This window comes from Calothrix sp. NIES-2098, from assembly GCF_963875125.1.
GTDB lineage: Bacteria > Cyanobacteriota > Cyanobacteriia > Cyanobacteriales > Nostocaceae > Aulosira.
This window is the reverse complement of sequence record NZ_CAWNKJ010000001.1, coordinates 2,770,927-2,794,605: the sequence shown is the minus strand read 5'-3', so window position 1 is coordinate 2,794,605 and position 23,679 is coordinate 2,770,927. Positions and strand designations below refer to the sequence as shown.

General features: G+C 41.6%; 30 protein-coding genes. 25 read left to right on the top strand and 5 right to left on the bottom strand.

Going from position 1 to position 23,679, the window contains the following annotated elements; all coding sequences use genetic code 11:
* Nucleotides 1-18 precede the first annotated feature (18 nt).
* Complete coding sequence (locus AACU33_RS11725; RefSeq protein WP_096588672.1) at nt 19-1,254, top strand: hypothetical protein; 1,236 nt, start codon at nt 19-21, stop codon at nt 1,252-1,254.
* Between the two features lie 3 nt (nt 1,255-1,257).
* On the opposite strand, the gene AACU33_RS11720 is transcribed toward AACU33_RS11725, so the two are convergent.
* From AACU33_RS11720 to mfd, 3 genes are all read right to left on the bottom strand, one after another.
* Nucleotides 1,258-2,169 carry a hypothetical protein gene (locus AACU33_RS11720; RefSeq protein WP_096588671.1) on the bottom strand — a complete coding sequence of 304 codons (912 nt, stop codon included), beginning with the start codon at nt 2,167-2,169 and terminating at the stop codon, nt 1,258-1,260.
* A gap of 2 nt (nt 2,170-2,171) precedes the next feature.
* A complete protein-coding gene (locus tag AACU33_RS11715; protein WP_096588670.1) occupies nt 2,172-2,780 on the bottom strand; it encodes a hypothetical protein in 609 nt (202 codons plus the stop codon).
* A 61-nt stretch (nt 2,781-2,841) separates the two neighbouring features.
* Nucleotides 2,842-6,342 (bottom strand): transcription-repair coupling factor, encoded by a 3,501-nt coding sequence (gene mfd / locus AACU33_RS11710; RefSeq protein ID WP_096588669.1) that lies wholly within the window; start codon nt 6,340-6,342, stop codon nt 2,842-2,844.
* 295 nt (nt 6,343-6,637) lie between these two features.
* Between mfd and AACU33_RS11705 the strand changes: the two genes are divergently transcribed.
* Nucleotides 6,638-7,963, top strand: a complete 1,326-nt coding sequence (locus tag AACU33_RS11705) for a CNNM domain-containing protein (protein WP_096588668.1) — start codon at nt 6,638-6,640, stop codon at nt 7,961-7,963.
* Nucleotides 7,964-8,069: 106 nt separating this feature from the next.
* Here AACU33_RS11705 and AACU33_RS11700 read toward each other — a convergent pair whose 3' ends face one another.
* Nucleotides 8,070-9,251 carry an aldo/keto reductase gene (locus AACU33_RS11700; protein ID WP_096588667.1) on the bottom strand — a complete coding sequence of 394 codons (1,182 nt, stop codon included), beginning with the start codon at nt 9,249-9,251 and terminating at the stop codon, nt 8,070-8,072.
* A 298-nt stretch (nt 9,252-9,549) separates the two neighbouring features.
* On the bottom strand, nt 9,550-10,200 hold the full coding sequence (locus tag AACU33_RS11695) for a response regulator (protein WP_096588666.1): 651 nt from the start codon (nt 10,198-10,200) through the stop codon (nt 9,550-9,552).
* Between the two features lie 441 nt (nt 10,201-10,641).
* Between AACU33_RS11695 and AACU33_RS11690 the strand changes: the two genes are divergently transcribed.
* From AACU33_RS11690 to AACU33_RS11580, 23 genes are all read left to right on the top strand, one after another.
* Nucleotides 10,642-10,887: a CTB family bacteriocin gene (locus AACU33_RS11690; RefSeq protein ID WP_096588657.1), complete on the top strand. Its 246-nt coding sequence runs from the start codon at nt 10,642-10,644 to the stop codon at nt 10,885-10,887.
* Between the two features lie 104 nt (nt 10,888-10,991).
* Nucleotides 10,992-11,213, top strand: coding sequence for a CTB family bacteriocin (locus AACU33_RS11685; protein ID WP_096588665.1), 222 nt, complete (start codon nt 10,992-10,994; stop codon nt 11,211-11,213).
* A 100-nt stretch (nt 11,214-11,313) separates the two neighbouring features.
* A complete protein-coding gene (locus tag AACU33_RS11680) occupies nt 11,314-11,595 on the top strand; it encodes a CTB family bacteriocin (protein ID WP_096588664.1) in 282 nt (93 codons plus the stop codon).
* A 41-nt stretch (nt 11,596-11,636) separates the two neighbouring features.
* On the top strand, nt 11,637-11,876 hold the full coding sequence (locus tag AACU33_RS11675; protein ID WP_096588663.1) for a CTB family bacteriocin: 240 nt from the start codon (nt 11,637-11,639) through the stop codon (nt 11,874-11,876).
* 109 nt (nt 11,877-11,985) lie between these two features.
* Nucleotides 11,986-12,225, top strand: coding sequence for a CTB family bacteriocin (locus AACU33_RS11670; RefSeq protein ID WP_096588662.1), 240 nt, complete (start codon nt 11,986-11,988; stop codon nt 12,223-12,225).
* A 285-nt stretch (nt 12,226-12,510) separates the two neighbouring features.
* Complete coding sequence (locus AACU33_RS11665) at nt 12,511-12,693, top strand: hypothetical protein (protein ID WP_096588661.1); 183 nt, start codon at nt 12,511-12,513, stop codon at nt 12,691-12,693.
* Nucleotides 12,694-13,048: 355 nt separating this feature from the next.
* Nucleotides 13,049-13,288 (top strand): CTB family bacteriocin, encoded by a 240-nt coding sequence (locus tag AACU33_RS11660; RefSeq protein WP_096588660.1) that lies wholly within the window; start codon nt 13,049-13,051, stop codon nt 13,286-13,288.
* Between the two features lie 105 nt (nt 13,289-13,393).
* Complete coding sequence (locus AACU33_RS11655) at nt 13,394-13,699, top strand: CTB family bacteriocin (protein WP_096588659.1); 306 nt, start codon at nt 13,394-13,396, stop codon at nt 13,697-13,699.
* A 40-nt stretch (nt 13,700-13,739) separates the two neighbouring features.
* A complete protein-coding gene (locus tag AACU33_RS11650) occupies nt 13,740-13,979 on the top strand; it encodes a CTB family bacteriocin (protein WP_096588658.1) in 240 nt (79 codons plus the stop codon).
* 99 nt (nt 13,980-14,078) lie between these two features.
* On the top strand, nt 14,079-14,318 hold the full coding sequence (locus AACU33_RS11645) for a CTB family bacteriocin (RefSeq protein ID WP_096588654.1): 240 nt from the start codon (nt 14,079-14,081) through the stop codon (nt 14,316-14,318).
* 110 nt (nt 14,319-14,428) lie between these two features.
* Nucleotides 14,429-14,674 carry a CTB family bacteriocin gene (locus AACU33_RS11640; protein ID WP_096588657.1) on the top strand — a complete coding sequence of 82 codons (246 nt, stop codon included), beginning with the start codon at nt 14,429-14,431 and terminating at the stop codon, nt 14,672-14,674.
* A gap of 92 nt (nt 14,675-14,766) precedes the next feature.
* Nucleotides 14,767-15,006: a hypothetical protein gene (locus AACU33_RS11635; protein ID WP_339375934.1), complete on the top strand. Its 240-nt coding sequence runs from the start codon at nt 14,767-14,769 to the stop codon at nt 15,004-15,006.
* Between the two features lie 865 nt (nt 15,007-15,871).
* Nucleotides 15,872-16,111: a CTB family bacteriocin gene (locus tag AACU33_RS11630; protein WP_096588655.1), complete on the top strand. Its 240-nt coding sequence runs from the start codon at nt 15,872-15,874 to the stop codon at nt 16,109-16,111.
* A gap of 105 nt (nt 16,112-16,216) precedes the next feature.
* Nucleotides 16,217-16,456: a CTB family bacteriocin gene (locus AACU33_RS11625; protein WP_096588654.1), complete on the top strand. Its 240-nt coding sequence runs from the start codon at nt 16,217-16,219 to the stop codon at nt 16,454-16,456.
* A 110-nt stretch (nt 16,457-16,566) separates the two neighbouring features.
* A complete protein-coding gene (locus AACU33_RS11620; protein ID WP_096588653.1) occupies nt 16,567-16,791 on the top strand; it encodes a CTB family bacteriocin in 225 nt (74 codons plus the stop codon).
* Nucleotides 16,792-16,899: 108 nt separating this feature from the next.
* Nucleotides 16,900-17,106, top strand: coding sequence for a hypothetical protein (locus AACU33_RS11615; protein ID WP_096588652.1), 207 nt, complete (start codon nt 16,900-16,902; stop codon nt 17,104-17,106).
* A 107-nt stretch (nt 17,107-17,213) separates the two neighbouring features.
* A complete protein-coding gene (locus AACU33_RS11610; protein ID WP_096588651.1) occupies nt 17,214-17,423 on the top strand; it encodes a hypothetical protein in 210 nt (69 codons plus the stop codon).
* A 48-nt stretch (nt 17,424-17,471) separates the two neighbouring features.
* Nucleotides 17,472-17,720 (top strand): CTB family bacteriocin, encoded by a 249-nt coding sequence (locus tag AACU33_RS11605; protein ID WP_096588650.1) that lies wholly within the window; start codon nt 17,472-17,474, stop codon nt 17,718-17,720.
* 79 nt (nt 17,721-17,799) lie between these two features.
* Nucleotides 17,800-18,006 carry a hypothetical protein gene (locus AACU33_RS11600; RefSeq protein ID WP_096588649.1) on the top strand — a complete coding sequence of 69 codons (207 nt, stop codon included), beginning with the start codon at nt 17,800-17,802 and terminating at the stop codon, nt 18,004-18,006.
* A 220-nt stretch (nt 18,007-18,226) separates the two neighbouring features.
* On the top strand, nt 18,227-19,324 hold the full coding sequence (locus tag AACU33_RS11595; protein ID WP_096595222.1) for a cyclic nucleotide-binding domain-containing protein: 1,098 nt from the start codon (nt 18,227-18,229) through the stop codon (nt 19,322-19,324).
* Between the two features lie 349 nt (nt 19,325-19,673).
* Nucleotides 19,674-21,116: an NHLP bacteriocin system secretion protein gene (locus AACU33_RS11590; RefSeq protein ID WP_096588648.1), complete on the top strand. Its 1,443-nt coding sequence runs from the start codon at nt 19,674-19,676 to the stop codon at nt 21,114-21,116.
* 1 nt (nt 21,117) lies between these two features.
* Nucleotides 21,118-23,340, top strand: a complete 2,223-nt coding sequence (locus tag AACU33_RS11585; RefSeq protein ID WP_096588647.1) for an NHLP family bacteriocin export ABC transporter peptidase/permease/ATPase subunit — start codon at nt 21,118-21,120, stop codon at nt 23,338-23,340.
* On the top strand, nt 23,340-23,642 hold the full coding sequence (locus tag AACU33_RS11580; protein WP_096588646.1) for a hypothetical protein: 303 nt from the start codon (nt 23,340-23,342) through the stop codon (nt 23,640-23,642). The genes AACU33_RS11585 and AACU33_RS11580 overlap by 1 nt, the downstream gene beginning before the upstream one ends.
* The last annotated feature ends 37 nt before the right edge of the window (nt 23,643-23,679 follow it).

Here is a 23,679-nt window from a genome sequence, read left to right as displayed (position 1 = left end):
ATCTTAGGACAATTAGCAATGAAACAGCACTCTGATTATTTAACTTCACTAATTTTTTCAACAAACACTCCTAAAAGTCTGTCTGTTGCTATTATAGTAGGCATTTTCTCTCTCATGCTTCCTTGTTCATCATGGGCAGAAACCCCTAAACAACTGATACTAGAAACTAATGATTTAGCTATGAGAGTGTACACGCAAGATAACAATGATCAGCTTTACATAAATATTTGGGATAAAAAATCTCAATCTTTCTTAGCAAATATTAATCAAATTCCTGTCACTGTTAAAACGGATAAAATCATATCAACTGAAATTATTAACTGGAACATAATAATTAGCTCACTATTTGGAACAGCGACTATTGTTGCCGCAATAACTTGGCTGGTTAAAAGTATTTTTACTCATCTTCTATCTAAAGACTTAGATAAATTCAAAGCTGATAAAAATGCTGAGGTCGAAATTTTAAAAAATGTCTTAGCTAAAGAGAGTAATACCCAGATAGAAATTTTAAAAAACAATCTAAATGTTCAGAATAACAATGCACTTGAAACTCTTAAAAAAGAGTATGTAAAGGAGATAGAAGAGTATCGACAAAATATTGCTAAACAATTATCTACTGAAGAGCGAATTAAAAATGAAATTATCCGATGGTCAAATCCTATTTTAGGATCTGTTCAAGATTTAGAACAAAGATTAAAAAATATTTTGGAAGATCAAGGATTTCTTACTTTAAGTAAAAATACTCAGTCTAATTCTACTTATCAGTTAGATCCTAATTGGTCTATAACTTATGATTATTTTATGCCTAGTACACTGTACCTGTTTGCACAGTATTTTTGTTGGGTTCGTTTATTGTTGGAAGAACTCAACTTTGAGATGTTTAAATCTCAAAAGGAAAAAAATGAATTGTTTAACTTAATTTTTGAATTTGCGCAATCTCTATCAAAATTCCCTTCTGGTTATTCTGGTACTGGTGAAGATAGGCAAGTTTTTTCTCTTCAACAGCGTGGTATCGGTGAGTTACTTATCATTAGTAACGAGAAGGGAATAGGATGTATGCAATATTCACATTTTGTTGAAAAATATGAGCAAGAACCATTTTCATTGATGCTTTTACCATTAAGAGCGCTTCTAGAAGATGTCCAACCAAATGAACGTCGTTGGCAAAGATTAAAAGCAGCAAAACAAGCAATCACAAAATTGAAACAATATTGTGAGCAGTTACTTGAAGTTCATCAAATTCCATCAAATTAGACTTTAGCCTCTCATTTCTTGATTACCTCGTTGTCTGAGAAATGAATTTGCAACTTGTAGTGAAATACTGGCGAGTGGTGGAATTTCTTGTTGAATTGTATAAGATAATTCTTCCCAAAGAGCTGGGCTTAAAGCTCCAGCAAAAATTGTTACAAGACCTACGGAATCGAAGTCAATAATTTCTACAGGTGACTGCATTTGTTGCCAAAGATAGCGGTTTCTCATAGCCATCTCAATAGATTCTTGATATCTAAATCCTAGATCGAGCAATGGGCTAATTTCTTGGCGAACCCGCCCATAAAAAATGTTCTCTGGACTGCTATGTAAAGACCAGACCAGGTGAGCAATTTTCATATAACGAGCCAGTGGGACACTGTGAGGTCCCATAGGTAGAGCACCATGAACATTGAGAGACTCTAGCGCACTTTCGATTAGGTAACGAAACTCATTAGCTATTTCTCTATGACTAAGAAATGCTAAGAGAAGATAGACTTGCTGGTTGGGATAGTGTAAAGAGTTCAATTCATACTCTCCCAAATGTTCTCGAACTGGGTGTTCATTGCTGACAATTGCCTCTAGCATGGATACTGCTGGTCCATCTAAAAGTGCAGCCATCGTGTCCCTAAAATTACTAATGAGAGAGAACAGGAAATAGCCGTAGGGTAAGCCAGCACCATGCTTGTAATGTGAAGCAGCACGTTCAATAATGTCCACAGATCGATTTTCGTCAAGTAGCCAAGCAGATTGCGCAGCTTGAGTTAAGGCTGTTGCGGCAGCTACTTCAGCCATCCAAGGTTCTGTAAATAATTCTAATTCTTCAAGTACTTCATCAGCATAGGACTCCAGAAATCTCGTCCGTGACTCGATAAGTTCAATGTTTTGAAGTCTCAGTATTTCGATGGCGCGCTCTTGCATGACTAAAAAAGCTCCCGCATATTTAAAATAGCCGCTGGTCTGATAAAGCTACGATTTTGATGTGTCCAGACTCTTGGGCATTGACCTTTGCCGTTAGGCTCATACTTCTCGCATTTCAGGATTTGATTTGAGGGAATGTGAATTTTTGCTGTAATCTCGCCTTCAAGTTGATAGTGTGAGTAACTAGTATAAGTATTCAATTCTCGAATTTCCTCTGCAATCTGCGAAATTTCTACTGCTGGCTTGAGTCCGACAATTACCCAACAGTAGAAGAGATAACCTGGGCTTGTGCCCCAGCGCGTTGCAAATCTGCGTGCTACTTTGGAAGCAGGGTGAATTTGGTTAGTTTGAATTGCTGCGTCTCGCTCAACGCAACCTGCTGTCAGGGAGATGAATGGTGTCCGATCCTTGACAATATCATATTGATTAACGTGCAATCCTAGATTAGCTTTGGTTAGTTTGTCCCGCACTTCTGGTGGCGAAATTTGGATCTGGTTTCGCCACCAGTTACACAATATTCCGCGTCCATCATCTATTATGCTTTTGGCAGTGTTATCATCAATGCCACTTAAGTCACCATTGATACCCTTAATTGCCCATTGTATCAACATATGTAAACTATTTATTTTAAAGATTCTGAGCCGTTCTCATAATTGTAATGCTCCCAATTACTTAAACCATAGCGGCTTCAGGAATCGCCCCCTGCATTCGCCCTAAAGCATCAATTAAACTTTGCAATTGTTGATCTGCTTTAAGAACAGCTAAACCTCGCACCGTCACCTTACCAGGAGAGTAGACAAATCGCGTTTTCAGATGATCTGGTAAGTTCGCCGCCAGTAAATTCCAAGCTGGTTCTTCCATTGGGGTTTCTAAAATGATGTGCTGTTTGTTTTCTGGTTTAATGCGGCTAAATCCTAATTTCTTTGCTAGTTGTTTGAGTTCCATAACGCGCAATAATTGATTAGCGCTTACGGGAATTCCACCATAGCGATCGCTCCATTCTCCTGCAATCTGTGTCAATTCTTCTTTGGATTTCGCCGCCGCTACTGCACGGTAAGCGCTCATCTTTTGATCTAAGTCGGGGATGTAATCGGCGGGAATAAAGGCTGTGAGGTTGAGGTCGATTTGGGTATCGTCAACTTTGGGAATTTCCTGGCCGCGGATTTCGCGAATCGATTCTTCCAACATTTCCATATACAAATCAAAGCCGATCGCATCCATTTGACCGGATTGTTCTGCACCTAGTAAGTTACCTACACCGCGAATTTCCATATCGCGCATTGCTAGCTGATATCCCGAACCTAGTTGGGTAAATTCCTGAATTGCCCGCAATCTCTGCCTTGCAGCATCAGATAATGCTCGTTGCTGGGGATAAAATAACCAGGCATGAGCTTGAATTCCCGCACGTCCGACACGACCGCGTAATTGGTACAGCTGTGATAAACCAAAGCGGTGAGCATCTTCAATTAAGATGGTGTTAACTCTGGGAATATCTAAACCAGATTCAATAATTGTCGTACAAACTAAAATTTCTGCTTCACCATTGTTGAAGGTGAGCATGGTTGATTCTAACTGCCCTTCATCCATTTGACCGTGAGCCACAGCAAATCTCGCTGAGGGGATGATTTCTCGCAATTTGGCTGTTGTCTCTTCAATTCCCTCGACCCGCGGCACTACGTAAAATACCTGACCGCCTCTGTCTAGTTCTTGACGGATGGCTGTACGGATAGTTTCGTAATTCATCTGGGCGAGATGAGTTTTAATCGGTCGCCGGGATGGGGGTGGTGTGGTAATTAAACTCATTTCCCGAATACCGGACAAAGACATATACAAAGTACGGGGAATGGGAGTAGCGGAGAGTGTCAGCACATCCACTTGAGTTTTTAGGCTTTTAATTTTCTCTTTTTGGTTAACGCCAAAGCGTTGTTCTTCATCGACTACCAACAGCCCTAAATCGCGGAAGCTGACACCTTTGCCTAAAAGTTGGTGTGTACCAACGACTACATCTAACTCTCCCGTTGATAACCGCTTTTGAATTTCTCGCCGTTCTTCAGCAGTGCGGAAGCGGTTGAGTAAGCCAACATTCACCGGGTAGGGGGCAAAGCGTTCTTTGAGGGTATGGTAATGTTGCTGGGTGAGAATGGTAGTAGGTGCAAGTAAGGCGACTTGTTTACCTGCGGTGACAGCTTTAAAAATGGCGCGAATTGCTACTTCTGTTTTCCCGAAACCGACATCGCCACAAACTAAGCGATCCATTGGGCGATCGCTTTCCATATCTCTTTTGACATCTTGTACAGCTTTTAACTGATCGGTTGTCGGTTGGTAAGGGAAAGAATCTTCCATTTCCTCTTGCCAAGGCATATCCGCTGGGTAGTTAAAGCCTTGTTGTTGCGATCGCGCTGCATACAATTTCAGCAAGTCCACTGCCAATTTCTTGATGGCTTTGCGGACTTTGTTCTTGGTATTCTCCCAAGCTTTACCCGTCATTTTGTGCAGTTCGGGTGCTTTATCGGCGGTAGTGCGGAAGCGCGATAAAGAACCTACTTGATCGGCTGCAACTCTCAGCAAGCCGTCAGCATACTGCACCACGATATAATCACGGGTTTCGTCATTAATTGTCAGACTTTCTAGCTTGACAAATTTACCAATCCCGTGACTGCGGTGAACTACATAATCCCCCTGACGCAGTTTGTTCGGATCGACTTGCTTAGACGCAGCTTGGCGACGCTTGCGGATATAGCTAGGTGTAGCTAGGGAATGCTGTCCATAAAATTCCCTGTCAGTGACTACTACTAAGCGGAATGTCGGCAAAATAAAACCTTCGAGTTCCGCCAAGCCAGAATATTTCAGGGCTACAGGTATATGGTTGATTTGTAGCTTTTCAATTGCTTGGTAGTCGCGGGGATTAGGGATAAACTGCGCCGGACAATCGTGTTCTTGCAGAAGGGATACAGAACGGGAAGGTTGAGCCGAAATTAGCCAAGTCGAAAAATTGCGATCGCGTTCTTGGCGCAATGTATCGGCAAGTTTAGCAAACTGGTGTGGTGTAACCGGAACAGGTCTACTAGCTAGATTAATTCCAGTGTTTTCTTCTGCCAGTTCCGATAAATATACTTGTTTAAAATTCGCCGCTGCTGCTAAACAGTCTTCAAAAGACCGATGGATTTTCGGTAATTGTACAGAACCTAGGTCGATTTCCCCAGTTCCCAGCGACCATTGTTCCTCAGCATTTTCTACCCAGCGATCGCTATGAGCATGACACTGTTCTGGCTCATCAATGGCAACTAGAGTATTTTCGCTTAAATAGTCTAAAAGTGATGCAGGTTGCTCAAAAGCTAACCCCAAAAAGCGACGGCTACCTTCAAATTCTTCTGTATCAAGTTCTGAGCCAGAATTCATCTTCGCACTCAGCCCTTGGTACTCCGCACTGTTTTGCAGTGCTTCTAAAATAATTGGCGCAAAACTAGTAGGCGTAAGAATGATTTGGTCAATTTTGTCAAGAGCAGAACGTTGAGTTGCGGGATCGAATTCTCGGATTTGCTCGATTTCATCACCAAACCATTCCAACCTTACAGGTAACTCAGAAGCTACAGGAAAGATATCAACAATATCACCACGCCGACTCCATTGCCCTTCCGTTTCCACTAAAGGTACTCGCTCATAGCCTAAAGTAGCGAGTTTAGTACTAAAGGTATTTAAGTCAAATTCCATACCCTTTTTTAAAGTCAGAGAAAAAGGGATGAAAGCATTTGGTGGTGGTAAGTGAGGTTGTAACGCCCCCGTAGTAGCCACAATCGCGATTTTTGAATGACTCCCGTTGACCTTTGACTCTTGAATCTTGACCAAATCAGCCAACACCTGCATTTGTCCCCAGGTCATTTCCGTTTCGGGGTCAAATGGCTCGTAAGGTGACGCTTCAGAAGTGGGATAAAAATACACATTCTTCCATCCCATCGCTTCTAATTGTGCATAAGCGCGTCCAGCTTCCTCTAAAGTGGCACATACTACAAATAAATTCTTTTCAGAATTTTGTGCTAATGCGGAAGCGACTAAACCCTTAGGAAAGCGGGGAACACCATTTAGCCGCAAATCCTGTTGACGATTGAGTTTGGAAACTAGCTCTGTGGTTAGAGGCGATCGCGCCAAAGCACGCACAATAGAAGAAAAAGCCATAGATTTTAGTATAAATGCAAGTCGTTGTGAGGCAGCTTATGTCAACTATTTTAAAGATAGTTAACAGCCCCCTGATTCTCTTGTCCGAAGAATTTCCGGAATGGGGATGAGGTAGAGGTGCAGGGAGAGTAAGAAAAAATGACCAATGACCAATGACAAATACCCCATGTCCCTATATAGAATGAAGAACGATCTCTAGGAGTTTATGTACAATTAAAGCGTTTATGGATGCACCTTTAATACTAGATACTAAGAATTAAGCTAAGTTCGCTCTTGACAGCGGCAATACTAAAACATGTCCTCCATGACTTTTGAAATTTTTATCATTCTGGTGCTAATTATTGCCAATGGTGTGTTTGCTATGTCCGAGATGGCGATTGTCTCGGCGCGGAAAGTAAGATTACAACAGATGGCTAATCAAGGAGACGTTAAAGCACGGGCAGCATTGAAACTTGCCGAGTCTCCCAATCAATTTTTCTCTACTATTCAGATTGGCATTACCCTGATTGGGATTTTAACTGGTGCTTTTGGTGGAGCGACTATTGCTGAAAAATTCGCAGTGTACGTCAGGTTAATCCCATTTTTAGCACCTTACAGTCAACCGCTTTCCTTTGGGTTAGTGGTTTTGATTATCACTTATTTTTCGCTGGTTGTGGGTGAATTAGTACCAAAGCGGTTAGCATTAAACAATCCAGAAGCCATTGCGGCATTTGTTGCGATCCCGATGCGAGCTTTAGCTGCGATCGCTTCTCCAGCAGTTTATCTTTTAAGTGCTTCTACAGAATTAGTATTGCGGGTATTGGGGATTAGAGCCTCTACCGAGCCGCAAGTCACAGAAGAAGAAATTAAAATTTTAATTGAGCAAGGCACTGAGGCGGGAACCTTTGAGGAAGCCGAACAGGATATGGTAGAGCGAGTATTTCGCCTAGGCGATCGCCCTGTCAGCGCTTTTATGACACCGCGCCCCGATATTGTCTGGCTGGACTTGGACGATACCCCAGAAGAAAATCGCCAGAAAATGGTTGAAAGTGCCTATTCCCGGTATCCAGTTTGTCAAGAAGGACTAGATAATGTGCTGGGTGTGATCCCGGTGACAGACTTATTAGCTAGAAGTTTTAAATGTGAACCCTTAGATTTAACCGTGGGCTTGCGACAACCTGTATTTGTCCCAGAAAGTACCCGTGGCTTAAAAGTTTTAGAGTTATTTAAGCAAACCGTTACCCACATGGCGTTGGTGGTTGATGAATACGGTGTAATTCAAGGATTAGTAACTCTCAACGATATTATGAGTGAAATTGTTGGTGATGTTCCGGCTGGCCCCGGACAAGACGAACCGCAAGCCGTGCAACGAGAAGATGGTTCTTGGCTGCTAGATGGAATGTTACCTGTAGACGAATTTTTAGAAATCTTTGGTATGGAAGAGTGGGAATCTGAAGAGCGAGGTAGCTATCAAACCTTAGGCGGGTTTGTCATCACTCATTTAGGCCGCATCCCCGCCGCAGCCGATCACTTTGAATGGCAGGGTATGCGTTTTGAGGTGATGGATATGGATGGCAACCGGGTTGATAAAGTACTAGTAGTACCGAAAGGCAATAAATCTACAGATACCGAGGAGTCTTAGGTATTGGACATTGGGCATGGGGCATGGGGCATTGGTTATTTCTCCCTTGTCTCCCCACACTCCCCACCCTCCCCACACTCCCTTGTCTCCCCACCCTCTCTTCCATCTAACTCTGAGATAACCGTTTAACCTCCTCACCCCCCAACAGCTGATGTGCTTGTGTCAGAATTTGGGGGATTTTATTTGCATGAGGACTGTGCGCAAGACAGGGGCGCAAGTCTAGTTCGTTGATACGGTCGGCTTTGTTGCCAGGAAACCAATGATCGGCATTACCTAGGAGGTTGTAGCGCATTTTGGCGTAGTCTATCATGTCGTAGGCGATCGCTAAATTCCACAGCCACAAAATCACCCGCATATTCACTTCGCCTGGTGTTTGTTCAAAGCTAGGTAAATTAACTTGCCAGGTTTTCACCCAGTCTTCTCCCAAAGTAGCGATCGCTTCTGCTTCTAACCGTGCCAAAATTGGCGGTAAAATCTCGTCTGCGCGATCTAGCAAGTCTAAAGTTTTGATGTGTTCGTCAAAATCTTGCGGTTTAGCTGCTCCCAAACTTAAGGTATGCACCTGGGGATGACTGAGGCAAAATAAATCGTTAAACACCATTGGACTCAATGGCGCACACAAATCGACTAATTTTTGTGGTGGTTCGTACAGCATCCCGCCTTTATTCGATGGGCTAATGATAAATACTCCCATATCGTGGCGTGTGGCGGCTTCAATCGCAGCCCAATTCCATTGATTAATGTAGTACCAATGCAAGTTAACATAATCAAATTGGTTGGTATTAATTGCTTGCACAATTAGATCGGTAGCTCCGTGGGTGGAGAAACCGATAAATCTGACTTTACCCTCAGCTTGTAACTGCTGTGCTACTTCTAAACAGCCACCAGGACGGATACTGTAATCTAAAGACTCAGTATGGTTGATACCATGCAACCCCAGTAAATCAACATAATCTAGCTGGAGATATTTGAGCGATCGCTCAAATGTCTGGCGAAATTCTTTAGCATCTGCTACCGGGCCAACTTTAGTCTGAACAATCAACTTTTCACGGGGAAATTTGGGTAAGATTTGGCCCAATTGCATTTCCGATGTTCCGTAACCACGAGCCGTCTCAATATGATTAATACCTAATTCAATTGCTCGTCGAATAGTTGCTTCAAGATTTTTCTGGTTATCTTTGGGAATCTCCCCCAGAGAAACATCCTGCCATTTGAACTGGTATCTCATACCGCCGCAGGAAAACACCGGCATTTGTAATTCTGTACGTCCAAATCTTCTGTATAGCATTAATAGATTTTAGATTAGTTGCCAAGTTCAAATCTCAATTTTTTAATGTACCGCATTCCACTCAGAAAGGCAGAACACAGTAGAGACACAATCAGATTGTGGACTTACGAATAATTTATGTATAGCAAACAATAATTTGCGTCAACCTTCAAAGAAGTAAAAAAGGGTTGCAAGCCAACAGGAGCAAGGTTTTGGGGTGCAAAAATTGACTCTTGTTTTTAAACACCTACCGGTTGACGCTAGACTCAGGCAAAAAACATGATGGTAGCGATCGCCCTGGCTATACTATATATGGATATTATTCCGAAAAGATAGAATTAGCATAAATTGCCAGTTGCGATCGGTTTTTCAGATTCAACCGATTAAATAGGTGGGTGACGTGGGTTTTAACTGTACCTTCAGAAATATAAAGTTTCTCAGCAATTTCCCGATTAGTTGCACCCATACCAATTAAGCGCAAAACATCTTGTTCTCGATTAGTCAGACTACTCAAATTCTGCTGTGGTGTTTTCTCTTTGTTAGCTGATGTTGGAGTTGGTACGTTCGCAAGTATCTTTTCTAATAGTCCGGGCCCCATGTGGGTATAACCTTTATATACAAACCGAATCGCCTGTGCCAATTCCTCAGATGGCATATCTTTTAGTAGATAACCCTTAGCTCCTGCTTTCATTGCTTCGGCAATATTTTGGTCGTCATCAAACGTCGTTAAGACTAATACCTTAATATTGGGAAACTGTTCACAGATAATGCGTGTAGCAGCTTTGCCATCCATTACAGGCATCTGAATATCCATTAAAATCAGATCGGGTTGCAAAACAGTAGCTTGCTCAATAGCTGTAGCACCATTATCAGCAGTACCGACTACTTGCAAGTCTGACTCCAAATTGAGCATTACTTTAATTCCGTCTCGGATGAGAGCCTGGTCTTCTACGAGTAATACGCGAATCATCATTGACACCTCAGAAACACTAAAGAGTTAGATAAAAGAGCGTTTTAAAGGCAGTTGTCACCCTTTGCGGTTTTTAATGCACCTTAAAGTATTATCTTCAACGGCAACATCAATAATTTCTGAAGTGGCACTCATTTGCTTCTATGCCTCTACTGTGGATGATTTCAGCGTCTAAGCAGCAGGCGCACTGTCAGAGTCTGGATGACGAAAGTCTTAGAGAGATATACCTAGAGTATCAACGAAAGTCTGAGATCGGTTAGCTAGATTGCAGAGGTAAGAGTCAAGACGTTTTTCAGATGTTTATTCCTGGGAGTCATCCTACTATGAATACAGTTGAAACAAACAAAACAGCGGCGACCAACAATCAATCAGGTAAAAAACCTCTGCTGTTATTCAACTAGTAAATCACACAAAAAATCATACATAAAAGAGGTAAAAATCATGTCTGCTGAAATCAACAAAGCTATTGAACTTTCTGAAGATGAATTGGATGTAGTCGCTGGTGGTAACGGTTTAGTGATTGATGGCGTGAATACAATTTTCCAAACCAACGCCAACAGTTTTGACCAAGACCAAAAGGTACTTCAGCAAGTGAGTTCTGCTGGTCCTGGTGGTGCTAATAGTGCTTCAAATGTTGCCACTCTTCACACCAGTTCTTTTTCTTTTCAACAAACATTCATCGGCTAAATTAATTAATTGCAGAGGCGACCAAAAATCAATCAGGTAAAAAACCTCTGCTGTTATTCAACTAGTAAAACACAAAGAAAATCATACAAAAAGAGGTAAAAATCATGTCTGCTGAAATCAACAAAGCTATTGAACTTTCTGAAGATGAATTAGATGTAGTCGCTGGGGGTTTAGTTGTGGATGGTGTAAATTCAATTTTCCAAACCAACTTAAACACTTTCGACCAAAATCAAAAGGTACTTCAACAAGCGAGTTCTGCGGGTCCTGGTGGTGCTAATAGTGCTTCTAATATTGCCCTTTCCAACAAACATTCATCGGCTAAATAAATTAATTGCAGAGGCGACCAAAAATCAATCAGGTAAAAAACCTCTGCTGTTATTCAACTAGTAAAACACAAAGAAAATCATACAAAAAGAGGTAAAAATCATGTCTGCTGAAATCAACAAAGCTATTGAACTTTCTGAAGATGAATTAGATGTAGTCGCTGGGGGTTTAGTTGTGGATGGTGTAAATTCAATTTTCCAAACCAACTTAAACACTTTCGACCAAAATCAAAAGGTACTTCAACAAGTGAGTTCTGCGGGTCCTGGTGGTGCTAATAGTGCTTCCAATATTGCCTTTCCAACAAACATTCATCGGCTAAATAAATTAATTGCAGAGGCGACCAAAAATCAATCAGGTAAAAAACCTCTGCTGTTATTCAACTAGTAAATCACAAAGAAAAATCATACATAAAAGAGGTAAAAATCATGTCTGCTGAAATCAAAAAAGCTATTGAACTGTCCGAAGATGAATTAGATGTAGTCGCTGGGGGTTTAGTTGTGGATGGTGTAAATTCAATTTTCCAAACCAACTTAAACACTTTCGACCAAAACCAAAAGGTGCTTCAGCAAGTGAGTTCCGCTGGTCCTGGTGGTGCTAACAGCGCTTCCAATATTGCCACTCTCGATACCAAATCTCTTTCTTTCCAACAAACATTCATTGGCTAAATAAATTAATTGCAGAGGTGAGCATCAATTCAATTACATGAGCGACCAACCTCTGCTGTTATTCAACTAGTAAACCACACAAAAAATCATACATAAAGAGGTAAAAATCATGTCTCCTGAAATCAACAAAGCTATTGAACTTTCCGAAGATGAATTGGATGTAGTCGCTGGGGGTTTAGTTGTGGATGGTGTAAATTCAATTTTCCAAACCAACGCCAACAGTTTCGACCAAGACCAAAAGGTGCTTCAGCAAGTGAGTTCTGCGGGTCCTGGTGGTGCTAATAGTGCTTCCAATGTTGCCACTCTCCACACCAGTTCTTTTTCTTTCCAACAAACATTCATCGGCTAAATTAATTGCAGAGGTCATTCTTAAAAATTTAAGTAATGGATCATAATTAATTACACAAAGTCATTGCGGAAGTTGGATTCGCAATGACTTTAATATTTTTGTGCATCTAGTTATATGATGTCCGGTAAATTACCCTTAATATGTCATTGCGAGTGCAACGAAGTGGAACGAAGCAATCACAAAGATTCTGCGATTGCTTCACTTCGTACCCTACTCTACGAGAACGCCTGACGGCGAACGGGAACGCCAAGGGCGATTTCTCCGGTCTGGTCTGCTGGTGTACTTATGATTTCACTGCACAAAGCAGATGAGCTAATTCAGTCAAAATCTAAGTTAATCATAATATTGCTAATTGACTATAGCACCAGCCTAGAGGATTGCTATGTGATGCCAGTAATTCCTGGTCAAGCAGAAATGGGATCTACAATTGGCGATCGCCACTTGAAGCCAATCATCAAAATGCAATGAGTTGGCGTTATTCAAGTGTTTGCTAGCTGCATCTGTAATACGGGAATGCTTGTGCAGACTAACCTTGGAGTCTGGTATTTGGTCGATAATCAGCGAGCCGACTGTCAGAGTCTGGATGACGAAAGTCTTAGAGAGATATACCTAGAGTATCAACGAAAGTCTGAGAGCAGTTAGCTAGATTGCAGAGGTAAGAGTCAAGACGTTTTTCAGATGTTTATTCCTGGGAGTCATCCTACTATGAATACAGTTGAAACAAACAAAACAGCGGCGACCAACAATCAATCAGGTAAAAAACCTCTGCTGTTATTCAACTAGTAAATCACACAAAAAATCATACATAAAAGAGGTAAAAATCATGTCTGCTGAAATCAACAAAGCTATTGAACTTTCCGAAGATGAATTGGATGTAGTCGCTGGTGGTTTAGTTGTGGATGGCGTGAATAAAATTTTCCAAACCAACGCCAACAGTTTCGACCAAGACCAAAAGGTACTTCAGCAAGTGAGTTCTGCTGGTCCTGGTGGTGCTAATAGTGCTTCCAATGCTGCAACTCTCCACACCAGTTCTTTTTCTTTCCAACAAACATTCATCGGCTAAATAAATTAATTGCAGAGGCGACCAAAAATCAATCAGGTAAAAAACCTCTGCTGTTATTCAACTAGCAAATCACACAAAAAATCATACATAAAAGAGGTAAAAATCATGTCTGACGAAATCAACAAAGCTATTGAACTTTCCGAAGATGAATTAGATGTAGTCGCTGGGGGTTTAGTTGTGGATGGTGTAAATTCAATTTTCCAAACCAACTTAAACACTTTCGACCAAAACCAAAAGGTGCTTCAGCAAGTGAGTTCTGCGGGTCCTGGTGGTGCGAATAGCGCTTCTAATATTGCCGACTCTCGACACCAAATCTCTTTCTTTCCAACAAACATTCATCGGCTAAATAAATTAATTGCAGAGGCGACCAAAAATCAATCAGGTAAAAAACCTCTGCTGTTATTCAACTAGCAAATCACACAAAAAATCATACATAAAAGAGGTAAAAATCATGTCTGACGAAATCAACAAAGCTATTGAACTTTCCGAAGATGAATTAGATGTAGTCGCTGGGGGTTTAGTTGTGGATGGTGTAAATTCAATTTTCCAAACCAACTTAAACACTTTCGACCAAAACCAAAAGGTGCTTCAGCAAGTGAGTTCTGCGGGTCCTGGTGGTGCGAATAGCGCTTCTAATATTGCCACTCTCGACACCAAATCTCTTTCTTTCCAACAAACATTCATCGGCTAAATAAATTAATTGCAGAGGTGAGCATCAATTCAATTACACTAAGTGACTAACCTCTGCTGTTATTCAACTAGTAAACCACACATAAAAGAGGTAAAAATCATGTCTGCTGAAATCAACAAAGCTATTGAACTTTCCGAAGATGAATTGGATGTAGTCGCTGGTGGTTTAGTTGTGGATGGTGTAAATTCAATTTTCCAAACCAACTTAAACACTTTTGACCAAAACCAAAAGGTGCTTCAGCAAGTGAGTTCTGCGGGTCCCGGTGGTGCTAATAGTGCTTCCAATATTGCGACTCTCGACACCAAATCTCTTTCTTTCCAACAAACATTCATCGGCTAAATAAATTAATTGCAGAGGTGAGCATTAATTCAATTACACTAAGTGACTAACCTCTGCTGTTATTCAACTAGTAAATCACACAAAAAATCATACATAAAGAGGTAAAAATCATGTCTGCTGAAATCAACAAAGCTATTGAACTTTCCGAAGATGAATTGGATGTAGTCGCTGGTGGTAACGGTTTAGTGATTGATGGCGTGAATACAATTTTCCAAACCAACGCCAACAGTTTCGACCAAGACCAAAAGGTGCTTCAGCAAGTGAGTTCTGCGGGTCCTGGTGGTGCTAATAGTGCTTCCAATGTTGCCACTCTTCACACCAGTTCTTTTTCTTTCCAACAAACATTCATCGGCTAAATTAATTGCAGAGGTTATTCTTGCAACTAAATTTGATGGATTTATAGATACCTACTGTTATCTCATAGATAATCTTACATATACTGGAGAAAATGATGTCAGAAGAAACGAAGAAAATTAATCAGCCTCTAGAGTTAGCTGAGAATGAATTAGATGCGATCGCAGGTGGTCAAGATTTTAGTACGCTACTTCTTCAAGAACTAGAGAAACCTTTTAATCTACCTAACACGTCGGACGGGCCGCAAAACTTGTTAGTTCAACGGACAGGTCTCAAAGTAACATTTGATGATTCTCCTGGAAGTGACAATTCTGTGAAATATACACTGAAATAAACGGCTAAATAATGCCAGGTCGCTTCAAGTTTTTGGCAGGGGCCATTCTTAAAAATTTAAGTAATGGATCGTAATTAATTACACAAAGTCATTGTGGAAGTTTGATTCGCAATGACTTTATTTGTGTGCGTCTAGTACAGCACGTATTCTAAACCAATGAAACGCTCACCTTACACTGTATTTATTTTTACTTTTGACTTCCGTGCAGCGGTACTAAGTTAATCATAATATTGCTAATTGATATCATGTCCGTTCAAACGGCCGTCATTGCGACCGGAGGGTAGACGCGGAGCGGCTTCTCGCAGAGTAGCAATCTCAAAAACCCTGCGATTGCGTCGTTCCACTGCGTTTCACTCGCAATGACGTATCATAAGTAATTTGCCGGACATCATATGACTAGAGCACCAGCCTAGAGGATTGCTATGTGATGCAAGTAATTCCTGGTCAAGCAGAAATGGGATCTACAATTTGCGATCGCCACTTGAAGTCAATCATCAAAATGCACTGAGTTGGTGTGATTCAACTGTTTGCTAGCTGCATCTGTAATACGGGAATGCTTGTGCAGACTAACCTTGGAGTCTGGTATTTGGTCGATAATCAGCGAGCCGACTGTCAGCGTCTGAATGACGAAAGTATTAGAGAGATATACCTAGAGTATCAACGAAAGTCTGAGATCGGTTAGCTAGATTGCAGAGGTAAGAGTCAAGACGTTTTTCAGATGTTTATTCCTGGGAGTCATCCTACTATGAATACAGTTGAAGCAAACAAAACAGAGGCGACCAACAATCAATCAGGTAAAAAACCTCTGCTGTTATTCAACTAGTAAATCACACAAAGAAAATCATACATAAAAGAGGTAAAAATCATGTCTGCTGAAATCAACAAAGCTATTGAACTTTCCGAAGATGAATTGGATGTAGTTGCTGGTGGTTTAGTTGTGGATGGTGTAAATTCAATTTTCCAAACCAACTTAAACACGTTCGACCAAAACCAAAAGGTGCTACAGCAAGCGAGTTCTGCTGGTCCTGGTGGTGCTAATAGCGCTTCTAATATTGCGACTCTCGACACCAAATCTCTTTCTTTCCAACAAACATTCATCGGCTAAATTAATTGCAGAGGTGAGCATCAATTCAATTACATGAGCGACCAACCTCTGCTGTTATTCAACTAGTAAATCACAAAGAAAATCATACATAAAGAGGTAAAAATCATGTCTGCTGAAATCAACAAAGCTATTGAACTTTCCGAAGATGAATTGGATGTAGTCGCTGGGGGTTTAGTTGTGGATGGTGTAAATTCAATTTTCCAAACCAACTTAAACACTTTCGACCAAAACCAAAAGGTGCTTCAGCAAGTGAGTTCCGCTGGTCCTGGTGGTGCTAATAGTGCTTCCAATATTGCCACTCTCGACACCAAATCTCTTTCTTTCCAACAAACATTCATCGGCTAAATAAATTAATTGCAGAGGTGAGCATCAATTCAATTACATGAGCGACCAACCTCTGCTGTTATTCAACTAGTAAACCACAAAGAAAATCATACATAAAAGAGGTAAAAATCATGTCTAACGAAATCAATAAATCTATTGAACTTTCCGAAGATGAATTGGATGTAATTGCTGGGGGTTTAAGCGTAATAGCTCAAGACAATTTGAACCAATTTACTCAAAAACAAAATCTTTTTCAGCAAGTAAGCCATGCTGGACCTGATGGTGCCTTTAGTGCTTCAAATATTGCAATTCTGAATATCAGCAGTCTTTCCAATCAAAAAACAGTTACTGCCTAGATAATATTAGCTGGCTAACCTGAGTGCAGAGGTCATAAACAAAAACAACTTAATCATTAATAACCTCTGCTTTAATTAAGTAAAATCTCACAAATATAGGAGTTAATTATGTTAATCGAAAATCAAGAGTCTATGGAATTGTCTGACCAAGAACTAAATGTAGTTGTGGGTGGTGTAGGCGGATCGATTGATGTCCCTCAGTTACCTACAATTGATTTTTCTCAGTACTTCAAAGATATACCATATCTACCTTCTTGGGATGTACCTCTTCCTAGTTCTCTTCCTCCAATTGATGAGCAAGTAGTAGCATTGTAATACCTCAATGACTAATGAAATAGCAGAGTTTAAGCTACTAGATAAATTTATCCGCAGATTAAACCTCTGCTTTTACTACACAAAATCACTATATAAATAGGAAAAATATGTTAGCTAAAAATCAAGTCTATACTGAATTATCTGAGCAAGAACTAGATGTAGTTGCAGGTGGTGTAGATTTACTGCCTAGTGTTAGTCAGTTTCCGGGAGATGATATTTTGAGCGATTTTACAAAAATGAAACATCCTATACTTCAGGTTGGTACTAACCAATGGATGGAAAATGAAAAGAATAATAAGTTTACAATACCTCAATAACTAACTGCTTTTATTAAAAAAATCAAGATATATAGTAAGGAGTGAGTTATGTCAAATGAAAATCAAGGCGCTATCGAATTAGCCGATGAAGAACTAGATATGGTTGCAGGTGGTTTTATTTTCTCATTTTCTGTGGCATCTTTCGAGCAAAGCGATCGCCTATTTATTCAAAATACTCAATCTGGTCGTAACGGCAATTCTACGAATTCTTTAATCGCTACGCGAGATATCAGAAGTTTTGCTATTCAAGCCTTAATTGTGGATGCTACACCCGAACAATTGGGTCAGATTCTCTAAAAGCAGAGAGATTTATTCATCTAACTAATGTTTTGAAAATTTCAGTTTCATTTTCAAATAAAAAAACTAGGAGTCCATCATGTCAGAAGAATTTATTAGTTTTAAAAAATTTGTTGAGTTACGTGAGGAAGAGTTAAATGCTATTGCTGGTGGTAAAGATGTTTCGATTTCTAGCTCTTATTCTCAAGAAGATGTGAAGTTTGTCTCTCAAACGCCTACCGATTCAGTTATCAAGTCTGTTAATAAGATTACGACTGCGTTACATTTAATTACGTTAAGTATATAACTTAACACTTGAGCAAATCACAGCAATTCAACTATTATCGGATTTTTGGGGACTGGAAAATCTGTTCCTTGAATACCTGCCTTCAGCAAAAGATTCAGCCAGTATTAAGATGGATCAAGGTGAACAGAGCATACCAACTCAGCTTGCAATTTCTGATTTTGGATACTTGCAACCACCACTAAAACCCTCCCGCCCTTACCACCCTCAGGGAGTTAAATGTATGAGAGAAGTTCTGCTAAAGGAACTGAGTAATAGCGATATCGACTGGATGCTGACGACAGGTACAAAAGAAGAAATTGCCCCAGGCAAAGTTCTCATTCGCCAAGGCGAACCTGTAAATGCACTATATATTTTATTGGATGGAGAATTATTAGTTTCTCTTTCTCAGCCAGATAATAATCCTTTGGGTCGTGCGTTTGCTGCCCTAGAAGGTGGAGAAATGACAGGGCGTGAGATTGCGAGATTATCGAGTGGCGATATGGTAGGAGAAATTCCTTTTCTCGATACCTATCTACCCTCTACCACTGTGAAGGCGGTTACTAAGTCAGTTGTCTTAGAAATTCCGCAACAGCAGTTGGCGACAAAATTAAAAGAAGATATCAGTTTCGCCGCGCATCTTTATCGCGCTAGTGCGATTCTTTTATCCGACAGGCTAGAACAAATCGTCAGTCAGCTAGGTCATAGCACGCTTGTTCTCAGCCAGCCGCAACTTAGAGAAATTTTATTTATCTTTGCAGAATTACGCGATAGTGATATTGATTGGTTAGTTGTCGCCGGGACAGTGAGCAAAGTTCCTGCGGGAACTGTACTCATTCAGGCGGGTAGACCGGTCGAGGCGCTACATATTTTATTAGAAGGGAAATTAACACTTTCAGCTTCCGAAGACGATCGCAATCCTTTAGCTAGGGCTTTTTCTAGTTTAGAAGGTGGCGAATCTCCCGAACGAGAGTTTGCGAGATTATCGCGCGGCGACATTGTGGGCGAAACGCCTTTTATAGAAGCACCGCCGCCTTCATTTTCTGTGAAAGCTTTAGAAGATTCTTGGGTATTATCGATTCCGCAATGGCGACTTGCGGCAAAACTTTTACACGATTTACCGTTTGCGGCACGTTTTTACCGAGTACTTGCAGTCTTGCTAGCAGATAAACAACGCGCGATCGTTAGTAGCCTGGGTTATGGCAGACTCAGTTACAGCAAGGATAAATCTTTGGATGACAGCCAGGAATATGAAAACGAACTGAGTTCTGATTTTTTAGCCCAAGTGGCGTTGGCTGGAGCCAGATTTGATTGGATGCTGAAAAGAATTCGGCGGAGTTAAAATCCAACACTTAAAAGGATGAGGCTAGACAAACAAAGTAAGGGCACGGCATCCATAATCTTTCGGTACATCACATAATTCCTATCGGTGCCGTGCCCCTACCACATATCGCTGAACCGTATTGGATTTTAGCCCAGGTCGCTGGGCTTTATTCGTTTAGCCGAGGACATTACCCACCTCACCCTACTTAAATGACTCGCCGCAATGTAGACGATTTCATTAAAGTTTTGTTTCATTTCTGGGAAATTAATATTCCGGTTTGTATTTAAAACAAGTATTTGACTTCGCAGCACTGCATGGAGTTCCCTTACATCCCATGCAGATTTTGGATAAATTAGGAAGGTATTAAATGGTGACTCAAAGAAACAACTTATTTCGGAAACAAGCGCTAGAACGTTCCTCTTCTCCAGAACGTTTAGACCAAATCATGCAAGTAGTAAGTCCAATGAGTTGGCTACCTTTGGCGGCTTTAGGGACTTTAGTTGCAGCTGGGCTGGCCTGGAGTGTTTTGGGTCGGATTCCCATTACTGTAGAAGGCAGGGGCGTGCTTGTTTATCCTAGCAAAGTTGTACCTTTGCAGTTTCCGGCAGTGGAAGGGAAGTTAAAGAATGTCAATGTGCGTGTTGGCGATTTTGTGAAGCAAGGACAAGTTATTGCCACCATCGACCAAGACGACTTACACAAGCAACTGCTTCAGCAGCAAGCTAAACTGGCAGAATTGGAAGCCCAAGACCTCAACGCTAATTCACTTCAAGGTCAGCGTAGTGACTTGGAACTTAAAGCGATCGCCCAACAACGTTCAGGTTTACAACAACGGCTAAGTGAAAGTCAATCCTTAAGTCCGATTATCCGCGATAAAGACCTCGGCGCGATCGCCCAGCAAAGAACTAACTTACAGGAACGCTGGCAAGAAGCCAAAGCTTTAGCTCCTACCCTCAGAGATAGACTAGAACGCCGCAAAGCTCTAAAAGCTGAAGGTGCAATTTCCGCCGACCAAGTATTAGAAGCACAACAAACTTATCTCGATAGCATTGCGAAAATTGCCAATATCGAAAGCCAATTAAAACAACTCGATATTAACCAAGTTCAAGCCGAAAAATCTTACCGCGAGAACCTCAGCCAAATTACCGATATCCAAACTCAGTTAAAACAACTGGATGCTAAGGAAAAAACTCTCAGCGAACAAAATTTTCAAAATACCATTAACCGGACAAATCAAATTCAGGATTTGAAACGGGGAATTGCGGAATTGCAAAGAAAATTAACAGGTAGTAGCGAGATCAAGAGCGATCGCACTGGACGCATTTTAGAATTAACTATAACTTCCGGACAACTGCTTCCTCCCGGCAGCCGCATCGGTGCTATCGAAGCGCAAGAATCCTCCGCCAAGTTGTTAGGCGTAACATTTTTACCAGTGAGTGAAGGTAAAAAAGTACAAAAAGGCATGAAGTTACAAATCACTCCAACTACAGTCAAGCGGGAACGATTTGGTGGTATTGTCGGAACTATTACCAATGTTTCACCCTTCCCCGTGACTAAAGAAGCCGCAGCCAGTTTAGTTGGGAATCCCGATCTTGTTGGCAGTCTGGTAAGTTCAGAACCACAAATCCAAGTTTTAGCAGAACTCCAGCCAGATGCATCTACCTTTAGCGGCTATCAGTGGTCATCTTCCACCGGGCCACAAATGAAAATGTCTCCCGGAACTACCACTTCTGTCAGAATCACAGTCGAAGAACAAGCGCCCATCACCTTTGTGTTACCTATCTTAAAATCCTGGAGTGGGATTTATTGATATGCCGCTGCCCAAATTGCCAAAACTCCTGAAACGTCCAGGCGTTCGCCGTCGTACTCCCACCCTACTGCAAATGGAAGCAGTTGAATGCGGTGCTGCGGCTTTGGGAATTATTCTTGGTTACTACGGTCGCATTGTTCCCCTAGCAAAACTGCGTCAAGATTGTGGGGTATCGCGGGATGGCAGTAAAGCTTCTAATATCCTGAATGCGGCGCGTAACTACGGACTAAATGCCAAAGGTTTTAAGGCAGAGTTGAATCAACTCATGGAAATGGAATGTCCGTTTATTGTGTTTTGGAACTTCAACCATTTCCTAGTAGTAGAGGGATACAACAAACAGCGCGTTTATCTCAACGATCCCGCCAGCGGCCCGCGTCACGTTTCCCTAGAAGAATTTAGTAATTCTTTTACTGGTGTAGTCCTGATTTTACAGCCAGGGCCGGAGTTTAAAAAAGGCGGCAGCAAACCCAGCATTATCTCAGCCTTATGGCAAAGACTGCGCTTTTCTTTAGTGGCGTTAGTTTATTGTGTATTCGCTGGCTTGTTGTTGGTGATTCCTGGTTTGGCGATGCCGACATTTGCCCAGGTATTTGTCGATAACGTGTTGATTGAACGTCGCCAGGAATGGTTATCACCGCTGATTTTAGGAATCTTGATTACCGCCTGCGTTACGGGATTTTTGACTCTACTGCAATTACAATCCCTGCGCCGGATGAAAATTAAGCTGTCGGTGGGGATGTCGAGTCAGTTTCTCTGGCACATTCTCCGCTTACCAGTGAGTTTTTACGACCAACGATTTGCAGGGGAAATTAGCAGCCGAGTTAACCTCAACGACTCCTTAGCTAGCATTCTTTCGGGGAGATTAGCAACCACTGCGATCGCAGTCGTCACGGTAATATTTTATGCAGTGGTGATGTTGCAGTATGACAAAATTCTCACCTCAATCGGTGTAGCTTTTGTTGCCATCAACCTCTTAGCATTGCAGTGGGTAGCGCGGCGGCGCATCGATGCCAACATGAGATTGCAACAGGATCAGGGAAAAGTTGCAGGCGTGGCTATCTCTGGTCTGCAAAGCATGGAAACTTTGAAAGCATCCGGTTTAGAATCAGATTTCTTTTCCCGTTGGGCTGGTTATTATGCCAAGTCAGTTAACTCGCAACAGGAAATGGATGTCACAAACCAAACTCTGGGAGTACTGCCTTCTTTTTTAACTACCCTGTCATCTATGCTACTCATCGTCATTGGCGGTTTGAGGGTAATGGATGGGCATCTGAGTATTGGGATGCTGGTAGCATTTCAAGCTTTAATGCAACAATTTTTACAACCTGTAAATAATCTGATTAGTTTAGGCAGCGACCTTCAAAGAGTTGAAGGCGATATCACCAGATTAGATGATGTTCTACGCAACCCCACAGATCCGCAAGTAGATCGGGAAGTGAAAGAAATTGGCACAAATATCGAGTTTGCTTCCCCCTCACAACCAATGGTGCGGCTGCAAGGATATGTGGAGTTACGGAATATCACCTTTGGTTACAACCGCATTGGGCAACCATTAATTGAAAACTTTAATTTTTACCTCAGACCAGGACAGCGCGTAGCCTTGGTAGGGGGAAGTGGTTCTGGTAAGTCTACCGTAGCTAAATTAGTAGCGGGATTGTACGAACCTTGGCAGGGAGAAATCCTCTTCGATGGTCAAACGCGATCGCAAATTCCCCGCCAAATTTTAGTCAATTCCCTAGCTTTAGTAGAGCAGGATATTTTTCTATTTGCTGGCAGCGTCCGAGATAACTTAACACTGTGGGATACCACCGTTCCCGATAGCTATTTAATCCGCGCTTGTAAAGATGCAGCGATTCACGATGTTGTGATTTCTATGCCAGGCGGTTACGGGGCGCAACTATTGGAAGGTGCAGCAAACTTAAGTGGCGGTCAGCGTCAGCGTTTAGAAATCGCCCGCGCCTTAGTAAATAATCCAGCAATTCTGGTGATGGATGAAGCCACCAGCGCCCTCGATAGCGAAACCGAAAAAATCATCGATCGCAAACTCCGCCAACGGGGTTGTACTTGTATTATCGTCGCCCATCGCCTCAGCACCATTCGCGATTGCGATGAAATTATTGTCATGGAAAAGGGAAAAGTTGTGCAACGGGGCACACATGATGAATTAAAAGAAGTTGACGGTGCGTACTTACGGTTAATTCGTAGTGAAGGAGAAGCACTCTAATGGCAAATTGGACATGGGGAATGGGAAATGAGGAAGCGGAAATCACAAATGCGATCGCCGAAATCGCATTTGATTACTCCGAAATCGCAATTGAGTCCTGCGAAATGGCAAATGAGTACTCGAAAACAGCAAATGAGTCCTCCGGAGTGGTAATTGAGTCAGCCGAAATGGCAATCGATCCCTCGGAAATGGTAAATGGGGACTCGAAAATCGCAAATGAGTCAGCCGAAATGGCAACTGATGACTCCAAAGTAACAAATGTACAAATTCTGTATGACAAAGCGCTGACGCGCAAGAAATAAAGTTTTTCATATTTTGAAATTAAACTTTTCTCCAGAG